The sequence below is a fragment of the Bradyrhizobium yuanmingense genome (assembly GCF_900094575.1).
GTDB lineage: Bacteria > Pseudomonadota > Alphaproteobacteria > Rhizobiales > Xanthobacteraceae > Bradyrhizobium > Bradyrhizobium yuanmingense.
The window spans coordinates 63192-79998 of sequence record NZ_FMAE01000004.1 but is presented as its reverse complement, the minus strand read 5'-3'; the positions used below and the strand labels follow the sequence as shown (position 1 = coordinate 79998).

The window sequence follows — 16807 nt, the reverse complement described above, 5'->3', positions numbered from 1 at the left end:
CTTGAAAGGTCGGAAAAGAGCGTCGCTGGACATCCGTGCTCCACGAGTGGGTTGGTGTGTTGGGCTCAAATCCCACGCGCTGCATATTCGGAAGCTACAATTCACTTGCCGTCGGCGCTGAGTACACTACCAAATTGCTCCCACGTGGTCCCATTCCAGCGCTGTAGTTGCAGCTGCGTATACGCCATGCTGCTTTCGGGGCTGGTGTTGATGATGACGCCAGGTATGACCGTGGGAAGCGACAGCCCGCGGATGCTACGCGATTGCCTGACGATGTTCTCGCGCGAGAGATCGTCACCGCATTGCTTGAGGACCTGCTCAAGGAGCTGTCCCTGCTGGGTACCGAACAGATAATTGTTATCGCCGATATCGGCACCCGGCAGGTATCTGGCAAAAAAGTCGCGGTACCATTTGATGCCGGGATCGTCGGCCCACTTCTTGTCGTTTGGATCCTTGGTGATCGTCGCGGCGACTATGCCGACGGCCTTTTCCGGTCCGGCCGGGACGATGGTCGACGACACCGAGCTCGAAACGAAGTTGATCAGGAATAGCGGCTTCCAACCGATCTCGTCGACCTTCTTGATGGCCTGTGCTGCGAACTTCGGCGTGCCGGCAACCAGGAACGCTTCTGCACCGGACGATTTCAGCGAAACCACGTGGGAATCAATGGTTGGCTCGGACACCTCATAGGAGGAGACGACGACTTTCTTGTCGAAATCGTCTTTCAGGTAACCTTTGAACGCATTGACGAAGTCCTTACCCAAATCGTCGTTCTGATAGAGTATCGCGATCTTTGCGTCTGGACGGGTTTGGGTGATGTATTTCGCGTAGATGCGTCCTTCGGTGTCGTAGCTCGGCAGTCCCGTCGTGGTCATGGGGAATTCTGCGAAATTCGTGAACTTGGTGACCCCGCTCACGACAAACAAATGCGGCACTTTCTTAGCATTGACGTACTTGATGGTGGCGCTGATGCCGGGCGTTCCCAACGGACCAAACAGGAACGCCACCTCATCGCTTTCGATCAGTTTTCTGGTCTGCTCCACCGTCTTGGGGGGACTGTAAGCATCGTCGTACGTGATGAGGTTTATCTTCCGCCCGTTGATACCGCCACGGTCGTTGATCGATTTGACGTAGGCGATCATGCCCTTGCCGGTGTTGCTCAAGGGCGAAGCGGGCCCGCTAAACGGAAAAGTCGCCCCTATCTTCACCTCGGATTCGGTGACGCCTGGCGTCTGCGCGTGCGCGCCCGCCATCGAGGCCGCGAGCGTGGCTGCAATCATGATGTTTCTCATCATCGTCATCTCCCCTGGCGACACTCCGTCGCTCACAATTTTTTTGAATGGGCCTCTGGTTCCAAACGCTTTGATCATTACCGCAGCTGATCAGCCCGCGGCCGCTGCGCCGCTGGTCCTGGGAGCCGCCTGCTCGTTCGCGATCTCCCGCAATCGGTGTTTGAGTATCTTTCCGGTTGAAGCCGAGGGCAGAGCGTCGAGCACGAACAATTCGGTCGGACGCTTGTAGGAGGTGAGCAATTGGGCCGCGTACCGCTTGAGTTCTTCGGGGCCAATGCTGGCACCGGGCAGAAGCTGAACGAACGCGACCACCTCCTCATTGCCGTCGACCTTCCGACCAACTACGGCCGATTGAACGACATGCTCGTGCGCGTTCAGGACCGCTTCCACCTCCGCCGGATAGACGTTGAAGCCGGAACGGATGATCAGCTCCTTGGTGCGGCCGGCAATGTAGAGGTGCCCCTCGTCGTTGACGCGGGCGAGGTCTCCTGTGTTGAACCATCCGTCATCATCGATCGCCGCCGCCGTCAGGTCGGGCGCTCGATAGTAGCCGAGCATGATGTTGGGACCTCGAACGTGCAGTTCGCCCACCTCGCCCGTCGCCACCTTCTTTCCTTGCCCGTCGACGATCCGGTGCTCGATACCGGGAAGAAATGGACCGACCGACTCATCCGACACAGGCCGGTCCGAGCGGACCCCCGTGAGTCCCGGCGAGCATTCCGTTATGCCGTAATTGTTCAAAAGCGGAATTCCGAACTCGCTCTCGATCCGCTTCTTCAGATCGAGGTCGAGTGGAGCGCCGGCCACGGCCATGATGCGCAGATTCCCCCGTTCGAGCCGCTGGATGCCCTTGACGGCCTTATATTCGAGCAGGCGCTGATATGTGGCGGGCACGCCGAACAGGCTCGTAATTCCCTCCTTGGCGATGGCATGAGCCAGCGCGGCCGGATCGGCCTTGGCTACGACATGCAACGTGGCGCCATGCATCAGCGTCGAAATCAGCAAGATCGAATAGCCGACGATGTGCGACATCGGCAGCACGCCGTAAATGCGATCGGCTGAACTGTTTTTGCGAAGGACACCCGACGTCCTTGCGGTGAAAAGCAGGTTGCGGTGGCTCAGCATGACGCCCTTCGGCGCACCTGTCGTGCCGGAGGTATACAAGAGCCCCGCGACCTGGCGGGCACCATCCCTTTCGACGGGCTCCGCTAACGCAGCCGCATTGAGCGGACCGACACCGATACCACCGAAGGGCCCTACAGCACCGATTGTCGCACCGATGCGAGTGGCATGATCGGCCGCTTCCCTCGACAGCGCCGAGTTGAACAGCACGCGTCTGGCGCCACTGTGCGCTCCGATCACGTCGAGTTCTCGGGACGAAAGACGGGGATTGACCGGGATACCCCAGGCATCGAGCTTGCTCGCCGCGAAGAGCATCGCCCCGAGAGCCACGCTGTTCTCGCTGGCGATTATCACGCGATCGCCGGGCCCGATGCCCAAACCGGCAAGATCCTTTGCCGCAGCGTCGACTGCATCCGAGAACTGCCGGTAGCTCCAGGAACGTCCGCCTTCCACGAAGGCCGGATGATCCGGAATATCCCGCACGAACGGTGCGTAGACTTCGTGGACTCTGGACGGCAGGCCGTCCAGCAGTTCGGCCGCGGTGAGCTCGTCCACGTTCATCATGCCATCCTCCCTCGCGCCTTGTTGTCGGCAGCATTGCGGCCCCCTCTAACCGGGAAGGTCCGCAGCGTCAGTCCTATTGGACGGGCGGGAGTAAAGCGTTCTAAAATAGAACTGTCAAGCCATCTCAATGTTTGGGCAGCTTGTGGGGGAAAGGATTCAAGACAATATGCGGCATTCCATTTTCGAATTTACTGCCTCATCGCAATCATTCGGATGATTCACTGAGCGCGATTACCATTTCTCGACCCACGGCCGCAGCACGATTTCAAAGGCCCAGGTCGACCGATGCTGACGGTGCAATTGCAGATAGGTTTGGGCAATGTGGACAGGATCGGCCATGTTGTCGTCGACAGTTGCTCCCGCCAGACGGTGCGCGCGGGTCCCGTCCTCCTGCGTCCATCCGATCGCGGCATCGATCGGCACGTTCGCCACATGGATACCCTGCGGCATCAATTCTCTGGCCATGCTTTGCGCCAGTCCGGACTTGGCATGACAGGCCATCGCAAATGCGCCACTCGACGGAAAGCCTTTGAGCGCTGCGCTGGCGTTGGTAAAGATGATCGTTCCTCTCGCGCCATTAGCGTCGGGCTCGTTTCGGAGCATGAGCCGAGCTGCCTGTTGACCTACCAGAAATGCACTGAATGCCGCATTTCGAACTGTCTCGAGCGCCATGCCTGGATCGGCATCGACAATGGTCTTGCGAAAGATCCCAGGAACCCGGCCGTCGATATTGTGCACGACGAGCCTTGGCGTCCCGATCTCTTGAACGACTTTCTCGAAAAGCTGTGCCACGGCTGCTGGTTCGGCTGCATCGCAGCCATATCGACGCACGCCATGCATCCTTTCGAGAGACTGAAGAACTGGTTTTTCCGGATTCCTGGCTGCCACGGCGACACGCATCGCGTTTTCCGCGAACAACCTGGCGCAACTCGAGCTGATGCCAGGGCCACCACCGACAATGAGTGCTACCTCAGGTGCGGAAATCCCGGTATCGCGAGACGGCTGAGCCATCCTGGTTCCTCCGATGTTTCGGCCGGCAGAACTCCGGCGAAGCCGAACGAGCTATTCCCTTGGCCGCAAGCACGGCCCGCTCCGCCTTCAAGCTCATGAACCCACCGGGCTCACCTGTAACTGGGAGACCGTTTCTCAATGAAAGCCCGGACGGCTTCGGCGTGCTGCGCAGTTCCTGCCGCGAGGACCATCCGCTCGGCCTCGTGGTCCAGTGAGGTCAGGAAGTCGGCCGACAACGCAAGGTCGAGATTATCCTTCATGGAGGCATAGGCGCTCGCCGGACCATTCGCCAATGTTCTCGCCACCGCGAATGCTTCGCGCTGCAGTTCAGAATCGGGCACCACGCGATTGACCAGCCCCAGCGCTTCGCCGCGGCGTGCATCGATACGGTCGGACAAGAACATCAGTTCGCGAGCCCGCGCCGTCCCGGCCAGCCGGGTCAACAGCCACGAGATACCGTAGTCGCCCGTGAGCGCAATCCTGGCGTACCCCGTCGTCATGATGGCAGATTCGGCTGCAATACGAAGGTCGCAGGCGAGCGCGATCGCAAGCCCGGCGCCAGCCGCCGGTCCGGGCAAAGCCGCGATGGTGGGCTTCCTCACCGAAACAAGTACGCCCGTCAGGGTTCGCTGACGTTCCCGCAGTCGCGCGACCTTGTCGCTGACTGACATGGCCGGCGTGGCAGAGTTGCCGCCCATCCCCTTGACGTCGCCGCCCGAACAGAAAGCAGTGCCTGCGCCGGTAATCAGGAGCGCTCCGACCTCAGGATCATCGCCATTCTGCTTGATCATCCGGCGCAACGCCGGCGTCAGATGATCCGACAACGAATTTCGGGCTTGAGGTCGGTTCAAGGTAATCACCGCGACACGATCCCTGATCGTGCACAGCAGTTCGTCCGTTCCCGTATCAACCGAGATGGATCCATCAGTCATGTTTCTGACCTTTCAAGTCGCGGAGTTCTCTCCAAGTGACCCAGCGCGCCGTGTCCGTGCTCGAGCATTACCAATTTTCGTTGAATGGCCGCAGTTCCGTTAGAAACGACCAGGCCGAGCGGTCCTGACCATAGAGATGCAATAATTCATCGGCGATCGCCGCCGGCTTGATGAAGAATTCATCCGGTTTGTCGCTCATCCGCGCGCGCATCCGGGGCGTATCGATAACGGCGTCGATGAGAACGTAGGAGACGTGTACGCCGAGAGGTCCCAACTCACGTGCGATCGACTCGGCCAGAATGCGTTGTGCCGCCTTCGTCGGCGCGAAGCCGGCGAAATTGGCTTTGCCTCGGATCGAAGACGTGTTGCCGGTCACGAGGATTGCGCCCTTACCCCGATCGATCATGTCAGGCGCCACTTCTCGGGCCAGGTACAACAGTCCCATCACGTTGACTTCGAAGTTACCCTTCAGCATCTTCGGATCGATCTCGCGAAAATTCCCCCAGCCCCCGCCGACCGCGTTGTGGATGAGAACGTCAGCCGGACCGAAACGCCGCTTCGCTTCTGTAATCACAGTCCGCACCTGGCGTTCGTCCGATACGTCGCAGGTCATCGCGTGCACGTCGGGAAGCTCTTGCGCGAGGCGATCGATGAGCTCCGCAGAGCGGGCAAGCGCGATGATACGGAAACCACCGGCAGAGAAGCGCTTGACGATGGCAGCTCCCGTGCCCGGGCCCACCCCGGTCACGATCGCGATTGGCTTCCCGGTCATTTGACGCTCCCTTCCACTATTGTCCGGCCGCTCTGTTGTGAATTCGGTCGGATTGCGACTGATAGGCGGCAGCTTCGTGCCCGGACACCAGGGACAAGCGCACCGGGACGTTCTTGTGGTAGGGCGTGCCCGCAATGGGATCGCGGTTGCCGCTCTCGGTGAGCAGATTGATGCGCGGTCCGTTGATCAGGCGAACTCCGTCTGATGTCGGGTATGCCTGACCATAGCCGTGCGGCAGCGCCAATTGGCCGTTCCGCATGGCGTCATCGACCTTGCAGCGGACGACGAGCCGCCCGACCGATGACTCGACGGCGATCCAATCGCCATCCTTCGCACCCAATTCACGCAGATCACATGAGTTGATCAACATGGCGCCGTCAGGGTCGTCGCGACGCCACGCGGGATCGCGAAATATCTGGTTGGCATTGAACATGCGGCGACCACCGGCCGCCAGGATGAACGGAAACTCCTTTGGCGCGCCTGCGGTCCGCGGATCGAGACGCGCCAGCCATTCCAGCATCTGTGGCACCACCAGCCGAACTCTGCGATCCGAATGGCTGATCAATGACCAGACCTCGTCATAGTCGTGCCGGGTAACCGCCGTGCCCTGCCGGGCCGCCACGATGGTGTCGAACAGGAGATCTCCGAGCTGATGGTCCGCCACCTCCCCGGATGCGCCGATCGCCCGCCGCACCGCTTGCGGCGATCGCTTCGCGCAAGCCAGTGCCGCGCTCCACAAGGGAGCCGCGGCCGCCGTGCCATCCGGAAGCGTCTGCCCCAGCGTATGGTAAAGCACCAGGGCAGGCACTGCCGCAGGGTTTTCCCCGATGAAAACACGATAGGCAGCGGCGAACTCAGGTCGCGAGCGCCGTGCTATGTCGCGTAGCGGCGCGAGGACATTGTCACCCGGCAGAAGCCCCAGGGCGATCGCAAGCCGCGTATAGATCTCGGGCTCCGGCAACGTGCCGGCGAGCGGCGGCAAGACGCCAGCGCGCACGTGAAAATAGTTTGTCGGGAATTCGAAGTTGAAGAGAGTGAATTCGGTCTTCTCGTATTGTGTGGACGCCGGGAGAACGTAATGCGCGAGCCTAGCGGTTTCGGTCATCGCGACGTCCACGACAACGCATAGTTCGAGCGATTTCAGCGCGCGTTCCACCGCCTCCGTGTTTGCGGCGGTGTTGGCGGGATTGGAGCTCTCGATCCAGGCGCAGCGCAACCGGTCTGGATGATCCTTGAAAACCGCTTCGGGGAAAATGTTAGGCGGCAACAAGCCGCCGATGATCGCGTCGCCCGTTGGCGCGAATGTCTGGTTCGGAGAATTTCCCCATAGCGGCTGAAGCCAGCTATGCAATTGGTTGGTACCTTCACGGCCGAAATTGCCGGAAAGCATGATCAGGAGCTTCTCGAGATAGGAGTTGAGAGTCGAGTTGACGCCTTGCTGGATCCCGAGTTCAACCCGAACCACCATGGCCTTCGCGGCCGCGATCATCGCCGCGCAGCGCTCCAGCTCCGCGATCGAGATATCGGCAGCGGACGCCCATTCCGCAACGGGGATATTCAATAGCGCCTGCCTCACTTCTGCGAAGCCGATCGTGTGCTCCTCAATGAACGCGTGGTCGATCCGGTCGGAACGGACGAGCGTGGCCAGCAGCGCGCCAAGGAGAAACGCATCGGCACCCGGGCGAACCGCAAGATGCAGATCCGCCATCTCTGCGGTTTCGGTTCGACGGGGGTCGATGACGATCAGCTTGCGTGCGGGATCCTTGCGGATCTGATTGAGATAATCGCGCGCATTGGGGAAGCCGTGCGCGATCCAGGGATTTGCCCCGATGACGAGCAAGAGATCGCAATGATGGACGTCCTCCGACGTGTGGCAGGTTTGGCTGCCGAACATGTGGCCATTGACCCAGAAATCGCCGGTTTTTTCCTGCGAAAGCGCGTTGAAGACGCTGCGCGAGCCCAGCGCACGCAACAAGCCACTGGCGTAGGCACCGCCGGCGTGATTGCCTTGCCCGCCGCCGCCGTAAAGGGCAATACTCTTGCCACCATACCTGCCGACGACGTCTCGAAGCCGCTCCGCGATTTCCGCGATCGCGACGTCCCACTCGATTTCATCAAAGTTGCCATCGGGCCGACGACGCAGCGGGGTCGTGAGCCGATCCCTGTGATGGGCATAGTAGGGAATGCGCGCCGCCTTGTTGCACAGATAGCCTTGCGACTTCGGGTTTGAACGATCGCCTCGTACCTTCTCGAGGCGCCCCTCATTCACCCAGACCTCGATGCCGCAGTTTACGTAACACAGGTTGCAGGCTGTCTTGAGCCACTTGCCGGCCGTCATGGGCACCTCCCAGATTATGATTTGTCGCAGCTCATAGCCTTTGCTGTTCGGCGCTGCCGCTTTTGATTGCACCCGCAGACAGTCATCCGTCCGGCGTCGAGAATATCGTCGGAAAGCTTCCCGGCGCCGACAGCACGCGACAGCACGATCGATCCGACCATGGTCGCAATGGCGCTCGTCGCGATTTGGCGTGCCTGTTGGGGACCCTCGGCGGGAAGCGCTTCGACCAGGATGTCGATCATCTCCTCCAGCTTGGAAGCAAGCGCCCGCTGCTCGCTCGGGCTCGATCGAGCGACATCTGCGGCCAGGGCTGGAAGCGCGCAACCTTGTCTGGGATTGTCGCGGTGGCGGGAACTTAAGTAATCGGCGATCACCGTCTCGAAGCGATCTCCGCTGGCCTTCCTGTTCGCCAACTTTCTCCACCGGTCGACCATTTGGTCCATCGCAAACGCGATTGCCTCGCCAACAAGTGCGGCCCGCGACTCGAAATGGTTATAGAACCCGCCGTGCGTAAGACCCGCGAGCTTCATCAACTCGACAACGCTAAGCCCTTCGGCACCGTTTTGACGCAAGCCGTAGGAAGCATTTTCAACGATCCGGCTGTGGGTCCGGCGCCTATGGTCTCCTACGTAACGCATCTCCCCTCCGTGCAAGCTGCTCGATGACCGGCTGTTCGACCGATCCCATCCACCAGCGCTTCTGGACCGCGCTTTTGAAGTGACGGCAATATTTCATTGCAGCGCCAGCCATGTTATATGATTATCGTCATATAACAACAGCGATCAACAGGAGAATTCGCCATGGCCGCCGCTTCCGATCCCGTCGTTATCCTCTCCGCAGCCCGCACGCCGCTCGGCCGCTTCATGGGCGAGCTCTCGCCACTCAGTGCCCACAAGCTCGGTTCCCATGTGATCGGATCGGCTTTGGAGCGGGCCAAGCTGGCACCCGAACGGATCGACGAGGTCTTCATGGGCAACGTGCTGCCGGCCGGACAAGGCCAGGCACCGGCGCGCCAGGCCGCGCGCGGCGCCAAATTGCCGGATGCCACCGGCGCCACCACAATCAACAAGGTTTGCGGCTCCGGCATGAAGGCCACCATGATCGCTCACGACATCATCAATGCAGGCTCCGCCGAAATCGTTCTTTCCGGCGGCATGGAGAGCATGAGCAACGCGCCCTATTTGCTGGCCAAGGCGCGCGGCGGCTATCGCGCCGGCCACGACCGCATCATCGACCACATGCTGATGGACGGGTTGGAAGACGCTTACGAGACGGGACGCTCGATGGGCGACTTCGGCGAGGCCACCGCCGAAGCCTATCAGTTCACGCGCAAAGATCAGGACGACTATGCGATCGAGACCTTGACCCGCGCCCGCAAGGCGGTTGAAGGCGGCGCATTCAAGGCTGAGATTGCTCCAATCACGTTGACCGAGAAGGCCGGGCCCCGGATCATTTCCAACGACGAGCATCCGCTCAAAGTCGATCCCGCCAAAATCCCGGGGCTGAAAGCCGCGTTCCGCTCCAACGGCACCATCACGCCCGCCGCCTCATCCGCCAATGCTGACGGCGCTGCGGCACTCATCCTGGCGAAACGCTCGCTGGCCGATCGCGACGGCCTTCCGGTGCTCGCCGAGATCAAGGGCCATGCCACCCACAGCCAGGAGCCACAATGGTTCACGACGGCCCCGATCCCCGCCATTCGCAAGCTATTGGACAAGGTCCGCTGGAGCGTTGGCGACGTGGATCTGTTCGAGATCAATGAGGCATTTGCGGTCGTAGCTATGGCGGCGCAGAAGGATCTCGGCATCCCCAGAGAAAAGCTGAACGTCAACGGCGGCGCCTGCGCGCTAGGTCATCCCATTGGCGCCACCGGCGCGCGGCTGATCGTGACGCTGCTACACGCGCTCGAAGCACAAAACCTCAAACGCGGCGTCGCGTCGCTCTGCATTGGCGGTGGCGAAGCTACCGCCATCGCGGTCGAGCGCCTCGTCCGCTGATATCACGGCTGAAGGACGAGACGGACTCGGCGAGCGGCGCGACCCGCGTCACTTGCCGCTTGATCTGCAATCCTCCACGGCGAGGAATATCCATGGCTGATATGACGAATACCGCGTCGCGGGACATTCCTGGCTCCAGCGTCCTGCCGATCGCGATCCTTTCCGTGCTGGCCGCGATGGGAACGCTTGCGACCAACATCCTGCTGCCGTCCCTGCCGCAGATTGCGATCTCGTTGAATGTCACGACTGCGGAGGTCACGTCCGCAATCACCATCTTTCTTGCGGTGTTCGGGGTCGGGCAGCTTCTGGTCGGACCGCTTTCGGATCGCTACGGAAGACGTTGGCCGGTCCTGATCGGGTTCGCCGTATTCTTTGCCGGCAGCGTTTGGTGCGGTCTGGCAACCGACCTGCCCAATCTCCTCTTCGGCCGCGTCGTGCAGGCAACAGGTGCTTGCGCGACGTCAGTCCTGTCTCGCGCCATCGCTCGCGACATGTTCAGTGGCGCAGCACTGGCACGCGCGATGGCGCTCATCATGATCGTGATGTCCGCAGCTCCCGGGTTCTCGCCGCTGCTTGGCGGCGCCCTCGACCATCGCCTTGGCTGGCGCGCCGAATTCGCGCTGGTCGCGGCCTTTGCCGCCGTCGGCGCGGTTGCCCACGGCATCGTTCTTGGCGAAACCCACAATTCGGTCCGCACGCCGTTCAATCCAGTTGTCGTCGGCAGGACCTATGCCGGCCTGATTGGCGATCGTCGCTTCGCCATCCCCGCGATCACCTCGAGCCTCATCATAGGGGGCTTGTTCTCTATGTTTTCGGCTGCACCGCGCTTACTCATCGAAGCGCTGCACTTTACGCCTATCCAACTCGGCTTCTTCTTCGCGGGTACCGTCTTCATCGTATTCGGCGGCGGTATGCTTGCTACAAGATTGGCACCACGCTATGGGCTCGATGGTCCGATCCGGGCAGGTTTGTGCGCGACGGCCGCCAGCAGCCTTGCGATCCTGCTGATCTCGCTCATCAACCCGACTTTCTTGCCCTTTTTAGGCGCGATGAGCGTATATCTGCTCGGCATGGGCATTGTCAGTCCGTTGGCCACGGCGCGCGCGTTGGCTCCATTTGGCGGGAAAGCTGGCGCGGCCTCGGCGCTGCTCGGCTTCTTGCAGATGGTGATCGCGGCAATCGGCGTATGGCTTGCTGCCACAGTGTCACATGAAGCAATGTTTGCGCTGGGCGTCGTGATGAGCGCGTTCTCCCTGCTGGCTCTTGGCCTGTATGCGCGGGACCCGGGATCTTGAGGGGCGTATGATTCCACATGCGTCTCCGTTCAGTCACCCATCGGCTTTGCTAAGTCGGGCTTAGACCTGTTGGGCAAAACGCGGCAATGCAATGGCCGGCCGACAATTGAGCCTGTTTTCCAGCACAATCAGGTCCCGTGGAATTCCGGCTTGCTGCTGCCCGCTGGGCGCTTCATCTCGAACATGTTCTCGGTCCTGACCTCGAGGTAATCTCCACCCCGGCCGGCGCGCAGAATGGGACGCGCAAGTGCCGTGTTGTAGACACCGTCCTCGATCAACGTCTTGTCGATGTAGACCGCGACGACCTCACCAAGCACGAACCATCCTTCGACCTTTTCTTCGCGTGCATTGGCCAGCTGAGAGACCTCGACGACCTTGCATTCCATGGCGGCCCTGCTCTCGCCCACCCGCGGCACAGCAACGTGGCGTCCGGGTATCGGCGTCAAACCGGCTGCTTCGAACTCGCTTACGCCGTAATCGAGCGGCGTCGCTGTCACGTTCATGCGCTCGCCGAGATCCATGGTGACCAGATTCCAGACGAATTCGCGGGTCTCGCTGACGTTCTTGATGGTGTCTTTCCACGAAATCGAGGAGAACCCGATGATCGGAGGATCGTACAGGAACGCGTTGAAAAAACTATACGGCGCGAGGTTCAATTGACCGGCCGCATTGCGCGATGAAATCCAGCCAATCGGACGCGGCGCGACGATTGCATTGAAGGGATTATGCCGGAGTCCGTGGCCTTTCGAAGGCTCGTAGTAGTGGAAGTCGGCTTGGCTCATAAGTGCCTCCGAGGCTAACGAAGGCCGTCCATCAGCCCATCGGCCTCAACAACGATCGACGCACGCATGACCATGCGCTGCGCATAACCTCGTCAGAACGTCCGCAACCGCTTCCGGAAGGGCTCAGGCGATTGCCCGAACCGCAGCCGGCCGTTGCCCGGCGCCGTCGAGAAAACCAGTCAGGCGCTCCCGGATGATACGTTCGGCGTCGGCCATGATACGGTCGATCAGCTCCTTCACGGTCGGAATGTCGTTGATCAGCCCGACCACCATGCCGCAGCTCCAGGCGCCGGCATCCATCTCACCGTTGACCATCACGCGCGGGTATACGCCGGCGACTTGATCATGGATGTCCTCGATCTTCAGGCTTGCCCCCTTCCCACGTTCGATCTCAAGCAGTTCGTCGACGCCCTTGTTCTTAAGAACGCGCTCGGTGTTGCGCAGCGCGCGCATGACGAGAACGGTGTCCAGCTCCGTGGCCTTGACCAGCGCCTGCTTGACGTTGTCATGGACCGGCGCCTCCTTGGTGGCGACGAAACGCGTCCCCATGTTCATGCCCGCCGCGCCCATCGACAGCGCCGCGACGAGGCTGCGGCCATCTGCCATGCCGCCGGACGCGACAAAGGGGATGCTGAGCTCGTCTGCGGCGCGCGGCAGCAGGATCATGTTCGGAATGTCATCCTCGCCCGGATGACCGCCGCACTCGAAGCCGTCGACACTGACCGCGTCGCAGCCGATCTTCTCGGCCTTCAGCGAATGACGGACCGAAGTGCATTTGTGGATCACCTTGATGCCGGCGGCCTTCAGTGCCGGCATGTACTGTTCCGGGCTGCGACCGGCGGTCTCCACCGCTTTTACTCCGCCCTCCCTGATCGCGGCGATATATTCCGGATAAGGCGGGGCGCTGAAGGTCGGCAGGAAGGTGAGGTTCACGCCGAACGGCTTGTCGGTCATGTCGCGGCAGCGCGCAATTTCCTTGGCCAGCAGCTCGGGCGTCCTTTGGGTCAGCCCGGTGATGATGCCGAGCCCGCCGGCGTTCGACACCGCAGCTGCGAGCTCGGCGAAGCCGACATAGTGCATGCCGCCCTGGATGATCGGATGTTCAATGCCGAACAGTTCGGTGATTGCTGTTTTCACGAATGATCTCCCCGCGCTTTGCGCTCAGTGGATGATTTCAAACAGGCCGGCGGCACCCATGCCGCCGCCGATGCACATGGTGACCACGCCGTATTTCGCCTTGCGCCGACGGCCTTCGATCAGCAGGTGGCCGGTGAGGCGCGAGCCGGTCATACCATAGGGATGGCCGATCGCGATCGAGCCGCCATTGACGTTCAGCTTGTCGGGGTCGATGCCAAGCTTGTCGCGGCAATAGATCACCTGCACCGCGTAAGCCTCATTCAGTTCCCAGAGGTCGATATCGTCGATCTTCAGATCATGGCGTTTCAGCAGCCGCGGGATCGCGGCGACCGGGCCGACGCCCATCTCGTCGGGCTCGACGCCGGCGGCGACGAAGCCGCGGAAGATGCCGAGCGGCTTGAGGCCCTTTTTGGCGGCCAATTTGTCGCTCATGATCACGCAGGCCGAGGCGCCGTCCGATAGCTGGCTGGCATTGCCCGCGCTGATGGTCTTGCCTTCGAACACGGGCTTGATCCTGGCGAGGCCCTCTGCGGTGGTTTCCGGACGGGGGCCTTCGTCTTTCGTGAGCGTCACCTGCTCATAGCTGACCTCCTTGGTGTCCTTATTGACCAGCGCCATTTTGGTCGTGAACGGCACGATCTCGTCGTTGAAGCGCCCCGCCTGCAGGGCAGCGCCGACGCGGCGCTGGCATTCGAGACTGTATTCATCCTGCTTGTCGCGGCCGATCTTGTAGCGTTCGGCGACGACCTCGGCGGTCTCCAGCATCGACATGTACATGGCGGGCTTCATCGCCATCAGTTCGTCATCGACGGCGTGGAACTTGTTCATGTGCTCGTTCTGGACCAGGCTGATCGACTCGATGCCGCCGCCGATCGCAACCTCGACCCCGTCGAGCATGATCGAGCGTGCGGCTACCGCGATGGCCTGCAAGCCGGACGCGCACTGCCGGTCGATGGTGGTGCCTGCGACTGTGACCGGCAACCCGGCCCGGATCGCGCCCTTGCGCGCCACGTTCATCACCATGGTGCCCTGCTGCATGGCGCAGCCCATGACCACATCTTCCACCTCGCCCGGCGCAATGCCGGCGCGCTTTACCGCCTCGGCCATGACGTGACCCGCCATGGTCGGGCCGTCCGTATTGTTGAGCGCGCCGCGGTACGCTTTGCCGACGGCTGTCCTTGCGGTGGAAACGATGACTGCTTCAGTCGTCATGCTGGCCTCTTCTCTTTACGCGGCCGCGTCCAGCTGCGCGTAACGCAGCACGTGGAACGCGGGATCGCCGAACTGGATGTTGATGGAGGAGATACGCTTGAAATAGTGCCCGACATTGAGCTCGTCGGTCATTCCCATGCCGCCATGAAGCTGCACCGCCTGCTCGGCGACGAACTTGCCGGCATACCCGATTTTCGACTTGGCGCCGGAGGCGAGCCGCGATAGTGCAGAATCGCCGGTGCTGAGGCTGAGGCTGAGATGCTGCATCAGGGAGAGCGCCTCCTGATGAGCGATGAACATGTCCACCATCCGATGCTGCAGCACCTGGAAGGAACCGATAGGGGTACCGAACTGCTTACGCGTCTTCGAATACTCCAGCGTCGCCGAGTTCAGCTCGCCGATGGCGCCGACGGCTTCCGCGCAGAGCGCGCCGATGGCTCGGTCGCGGCAAGCTTCCAGCGCGGCAACGCCCTCGCCTTCTGCGCCCAGCAACCGCCCGCGGACCTCACGCAGGCCGAGCTCGGCAGCCCGGCGGCCGTCGATGGTCTTGAAGCTCTGGAGATCGATGCCGCTCGCGCGGCGATCGACCACGAAGAGGCTGACGCCGCCGCTTTCACGATCGTCGCCGGAGGTCCGCGCCGACACAATCAGATAGTCCGCCCAAGGCGCGGCGATCACCATGGTCTTCGCGCCGGTCAGAACGTAGTCGTTCCCCTCGCGCCGCGCCTTTGTCGTGACATTGGCAAAATCGAAGCGCGACGCCTTCTCCGTCCAGGCCAGCGCCCAGATTTTCGATCCGTCGACGATTGCGGGGATGAAGCTTTGCTGCTGCTCCGGCGTGCCCATTTGCTCGATCAGTCCGCCGGCTAGCACCACCGTCTCGACGAAAGGCTCGACGACGAGATGACGCCCGAACTCATGCATGACGATCATGGTCGAGAGCGGACCGCCACCGAGACCACCGGCGCTCTCGGAGAACGGCGCGGCCAGCAGGCCGAGCTCGGCGAAAGCGTCCCATTGCTTCCGGCTGAAGCCCTCCTCGCTCGCCACGATCTTGCGCCGCGCTTCGAAATCATACTGCTCGCGGAGCAGGCGCTGGACGCTGGATCGCAGCAATTCCTGCTCTTCCGTGAACTGAATATCCATCCGATCCTCCCGATCCGCCGTGGCTAGAGCCCGAGCACGGCCTTGGCGATGATGTTTCGCTGGATCTCGTTGGATCCGCCGTAGATGCTGAGCTTGCGCGCGTTCAGATATTTCTCCGACGCGGTATGGCCGTAATCGGGGCCGGGCATGAAGCGGTTGGCGCTGACCGGATGCTCGCGGATGGCAAGACCGTAATTGCCGATCGCGCGATGGGTGAGCTCGGTGATATCCTGGAATATCTCGGTGCCGCGGATCTTGAACAGCGAGGCCGCTGGACCCGGATCTATGCCGCGCGCCATCTGGGCGACGACGCGCAGCTCCGTCGCCTCCAGCGCCAGCACGTCGAGCTCGATGCGGGCAATGTCCCGCAGAAATTCGAGATGCGCGGGATCGTCGGCCGGGATCTCCGCCTTCACGATCTGCTTCAACCTGCCGATGTAGCGGGTGGACCGGCCGACGCCGGCCATGCTGGTGCGCTCGTTGCCGAGCAGGAATTTGGCGTAGGTCCACCCCTTGTTCTCCTCGCCGACCAGGTTCTCGACGGGCACGCGGACGTTCTCGAGGAAGACGTCGTTGACCTCATGGCTGCCGTCAATCGTGATGATCGGCCGCACGGTGACCCCGGGCGACTTCATGTCGATCAGCAGAAAGGAGATTCCGGATTGCGGCTTCGCGTTCGGATCGGTTCGCACTAGACAGAAGATCCAGTCGGCATGCTGGGCCAGCGTGGTCCAGGTCTTGTGACCGTTGACGATGTAGTGGTCGCCGTCACGCACCGCCTTGGTTCTGACGGTCGCGAGATCGGAGCCGGAGCCGGGCTCCGAATAGCCCTGGCACCACCAATCCTCGCCGGAGAGGATCCGCGGCAGAAACTTCTTCTTCTGCGCCTCGTTGCCGAAGGTATAGATCACCGGCCCGACCATGGTCACGCTGAAGGCGAGCGGCGGCAGCGTGCCTGCCCGAGACGTCTCCTGCTCGAACAGGAAGCGCTGCATCACCGACCAGCCCGGGCCGCCATATTCCTTGGGCCAGAGTGGCGCGATCCAGCCCTTCTTGTGGAGGATCCGATGCCAGAACAGCGACTGCTCCTTGGTCAGGTCGGTCTCCGGATTGGGAACGCGCATTTCCTGCGGATAGTTCTCCGCAATGAAAGTGCGCACCTCGTCACGAAACGCGGCGTCCTCGCTGGAAAGATTGAGCTCCATCG

General features: G+C 61.6%; 14 protein-coding genes. 2 read left to right on the top strand and 12 right to left on the bottom strand.

The features are described from left to right. Positions 1-101: 101 nt before the first annotated feature. From GA0061099_RS13895 to GA0061099_RS13865, 7 genes are all read right to left on the bottom strand, one after another. Positions 102-1295: an ABC transporter substrate-binding protein gene (locus GA0061099_RS13895; RefSeq protein WP_074447925.1), complete on the bottom strand. Its 1194-nt coding sequence runs from the start codon at positions 1293-1295 to the stop codon at positions 102-104. Positions 1296-1382: 87 nt separating this feature from the next. After that, on the bottom strand, positions 1383-2978 hold the full coding sequence (locus GA0061099_RS13890) for a class I adenylate-forming enzyme family protein (protein WP_074447791.1): 1596 nt from the start codon (positions 2976-2978) through the stop codon (positions 1383-1385). Positions 2979-3209: 231 nt separating this feature from the next. Continuing rightward, on the bottom strand, positions 3210-3989 hold the full coding sequence (locus GA0061099_RS13885) for an SDR family oxidoreductase (protein WP_074447790.1): 780 nt from the start codon (positions 3987-3989) through the stop codon (positions 3210-3212). 110 nt (positions 3990-4099) lie between these two features. Next, entirely contained in the window at positions 4100-4921 is an 822-nt protein-coding gene (locus GA0061099_RS13880; protein ID WP_074447789.1) for an enoyl-CoA hydratase-related protein, read from the bottom strand. A gap of 67 nt (positions 4922-4988) precedes the next feature. Continuing rightward, positions 4989-5693 carry an SDR family NAD(P)-dependent oxidoreductase gene (locus GA0061099_RS13875; protein WP_074447788.1) on the bottom strand — a complete coding sequence of 235 codons (705 nt, stop codon included), beginning with the start codon at positions 5691-5693 and terminating at the stop codon, positions 4989-4991. A gap of 16 nt (positions 5694-5709) precedes the next feature. Continuing rightward, a complete protein-coding gene (locus GA0061099_RS13870; RefSeq protein WP_074447787.1) occupies positions 5710-8031 on the bottom strand; it encodes a molybdopterin-dependent oxidoreductase in 2322 nt (773 codons plus the stop codon). Positions 8032-8045: 14 nt separating this feature from the next. Then, positions 8046-8669 carry a TetR/AcrR family transcriptional regulator gene (locus tag GA0061099_RS13865; RefSeq protein ID WP_074447786.1) on the bottom strand — a complete coding sequence of 208 codons (624 nt, stop codon included), beginning with the start codon at positions 8667-8669 and terminating at the stop codon, positions 8046-8048. 162 nt (positions 8670-8831) lie between these two features. On the opposite strand from GA0061099_RS13865, the gene GA0061099_RS13860 reads away from it, so the two are divergent. Both GA0061099_RS13860 and GA0061099_RS13855 read left to right on the top strand, forming a co-directional pair. Further along, positions 8832-10028, top strand: a complete 1197-nt coding sequence (locus GA0061099_RS13860; RefSeq protein WP_074447785.1) for an acetyl-CoA C-acyltransferase — start codon at positions 8832-8834, stop codon at positions 10026-10028. Positions 10029-10120: 92 nt separating this feature from the next. Next, positions 10121-11323 (top strand): multidrug effflux MFS transporter, encoded by a 1203-nt coding sequence (locus GA0061099_RS13855; protein ID WP_244620978.1) that lies wholly within the window; start codon positions 10121-10123, stop codon positions 11321-11323. A gap of 128 nt (positions 11324-11451) precedes the next feature. Here GA0061099_RS13855 and GA0061099_RS13850 read toward each other — a convergent pair whose 3' ends face one another. From GA0061099_RS13850 to GA0061099_RS13830, 5 genes are all read right to left on the bottom strand, one after another. Then, positions 11452-12105, bottom strand: a complete 654-nt coding sequence (locus tag GA0061099_RS13850) for a flavin reductase family protein (RefSeq protein ID WP_074447783.1) — start codon at positions 12103-12105, stop codon at positions 11452-11454. A 123-nt stretch (positions 12106-12228) separates the two neighbouring features. Beyond that, positions 12229-13242 (bottom strand): NAD(P)H-dependent flavin oxidoreductase, encoded by a 1014-nt coding sequence (locus GA0061099_RS13845; RefSeq protein WP_074447782.1) that lies wholly within the window; start codon positions 13240-13242, stop codon positions 12229-12231. A 24-nt stretch (positions 13243-13266) separates the two neighbouring features. Then, positions 13267-14454 (bottom strand): acetyl-CoA C-acyltransferase, encoded by a 1188-nt coding sequence (locus GA0061099_RS13840; RefSeq protein WP_074447781.1) that lies wholly within the window; start codon positions 14452-14454, stop codon positions 13267-13269. Between the two features lie 15 nt (positions 14455-14469). Further along, positions 14470-15600 (bottom strand): acyl-CoA dehydrogenase family protein, encoded by a 1131-nt coding sequence (locus GA0061099_RS13835; protein WP_074447780.1) that lies wholly within the window; start codon positions 15598-15600, stop codon positions 14470-14472. Between the two features lie 23 nt (positions 15601-15623). After that, entirely contained in the window at positions 15624-16805 is a 1182-nt protein-coding gene (locus GA0061099_RS13830) for an acyl-CoA dehydrogenase family protein (protein ID WP_074447779.1), read from the bottom strand. Positions 16806-16807: the final 2 nt, after the last annotated feature.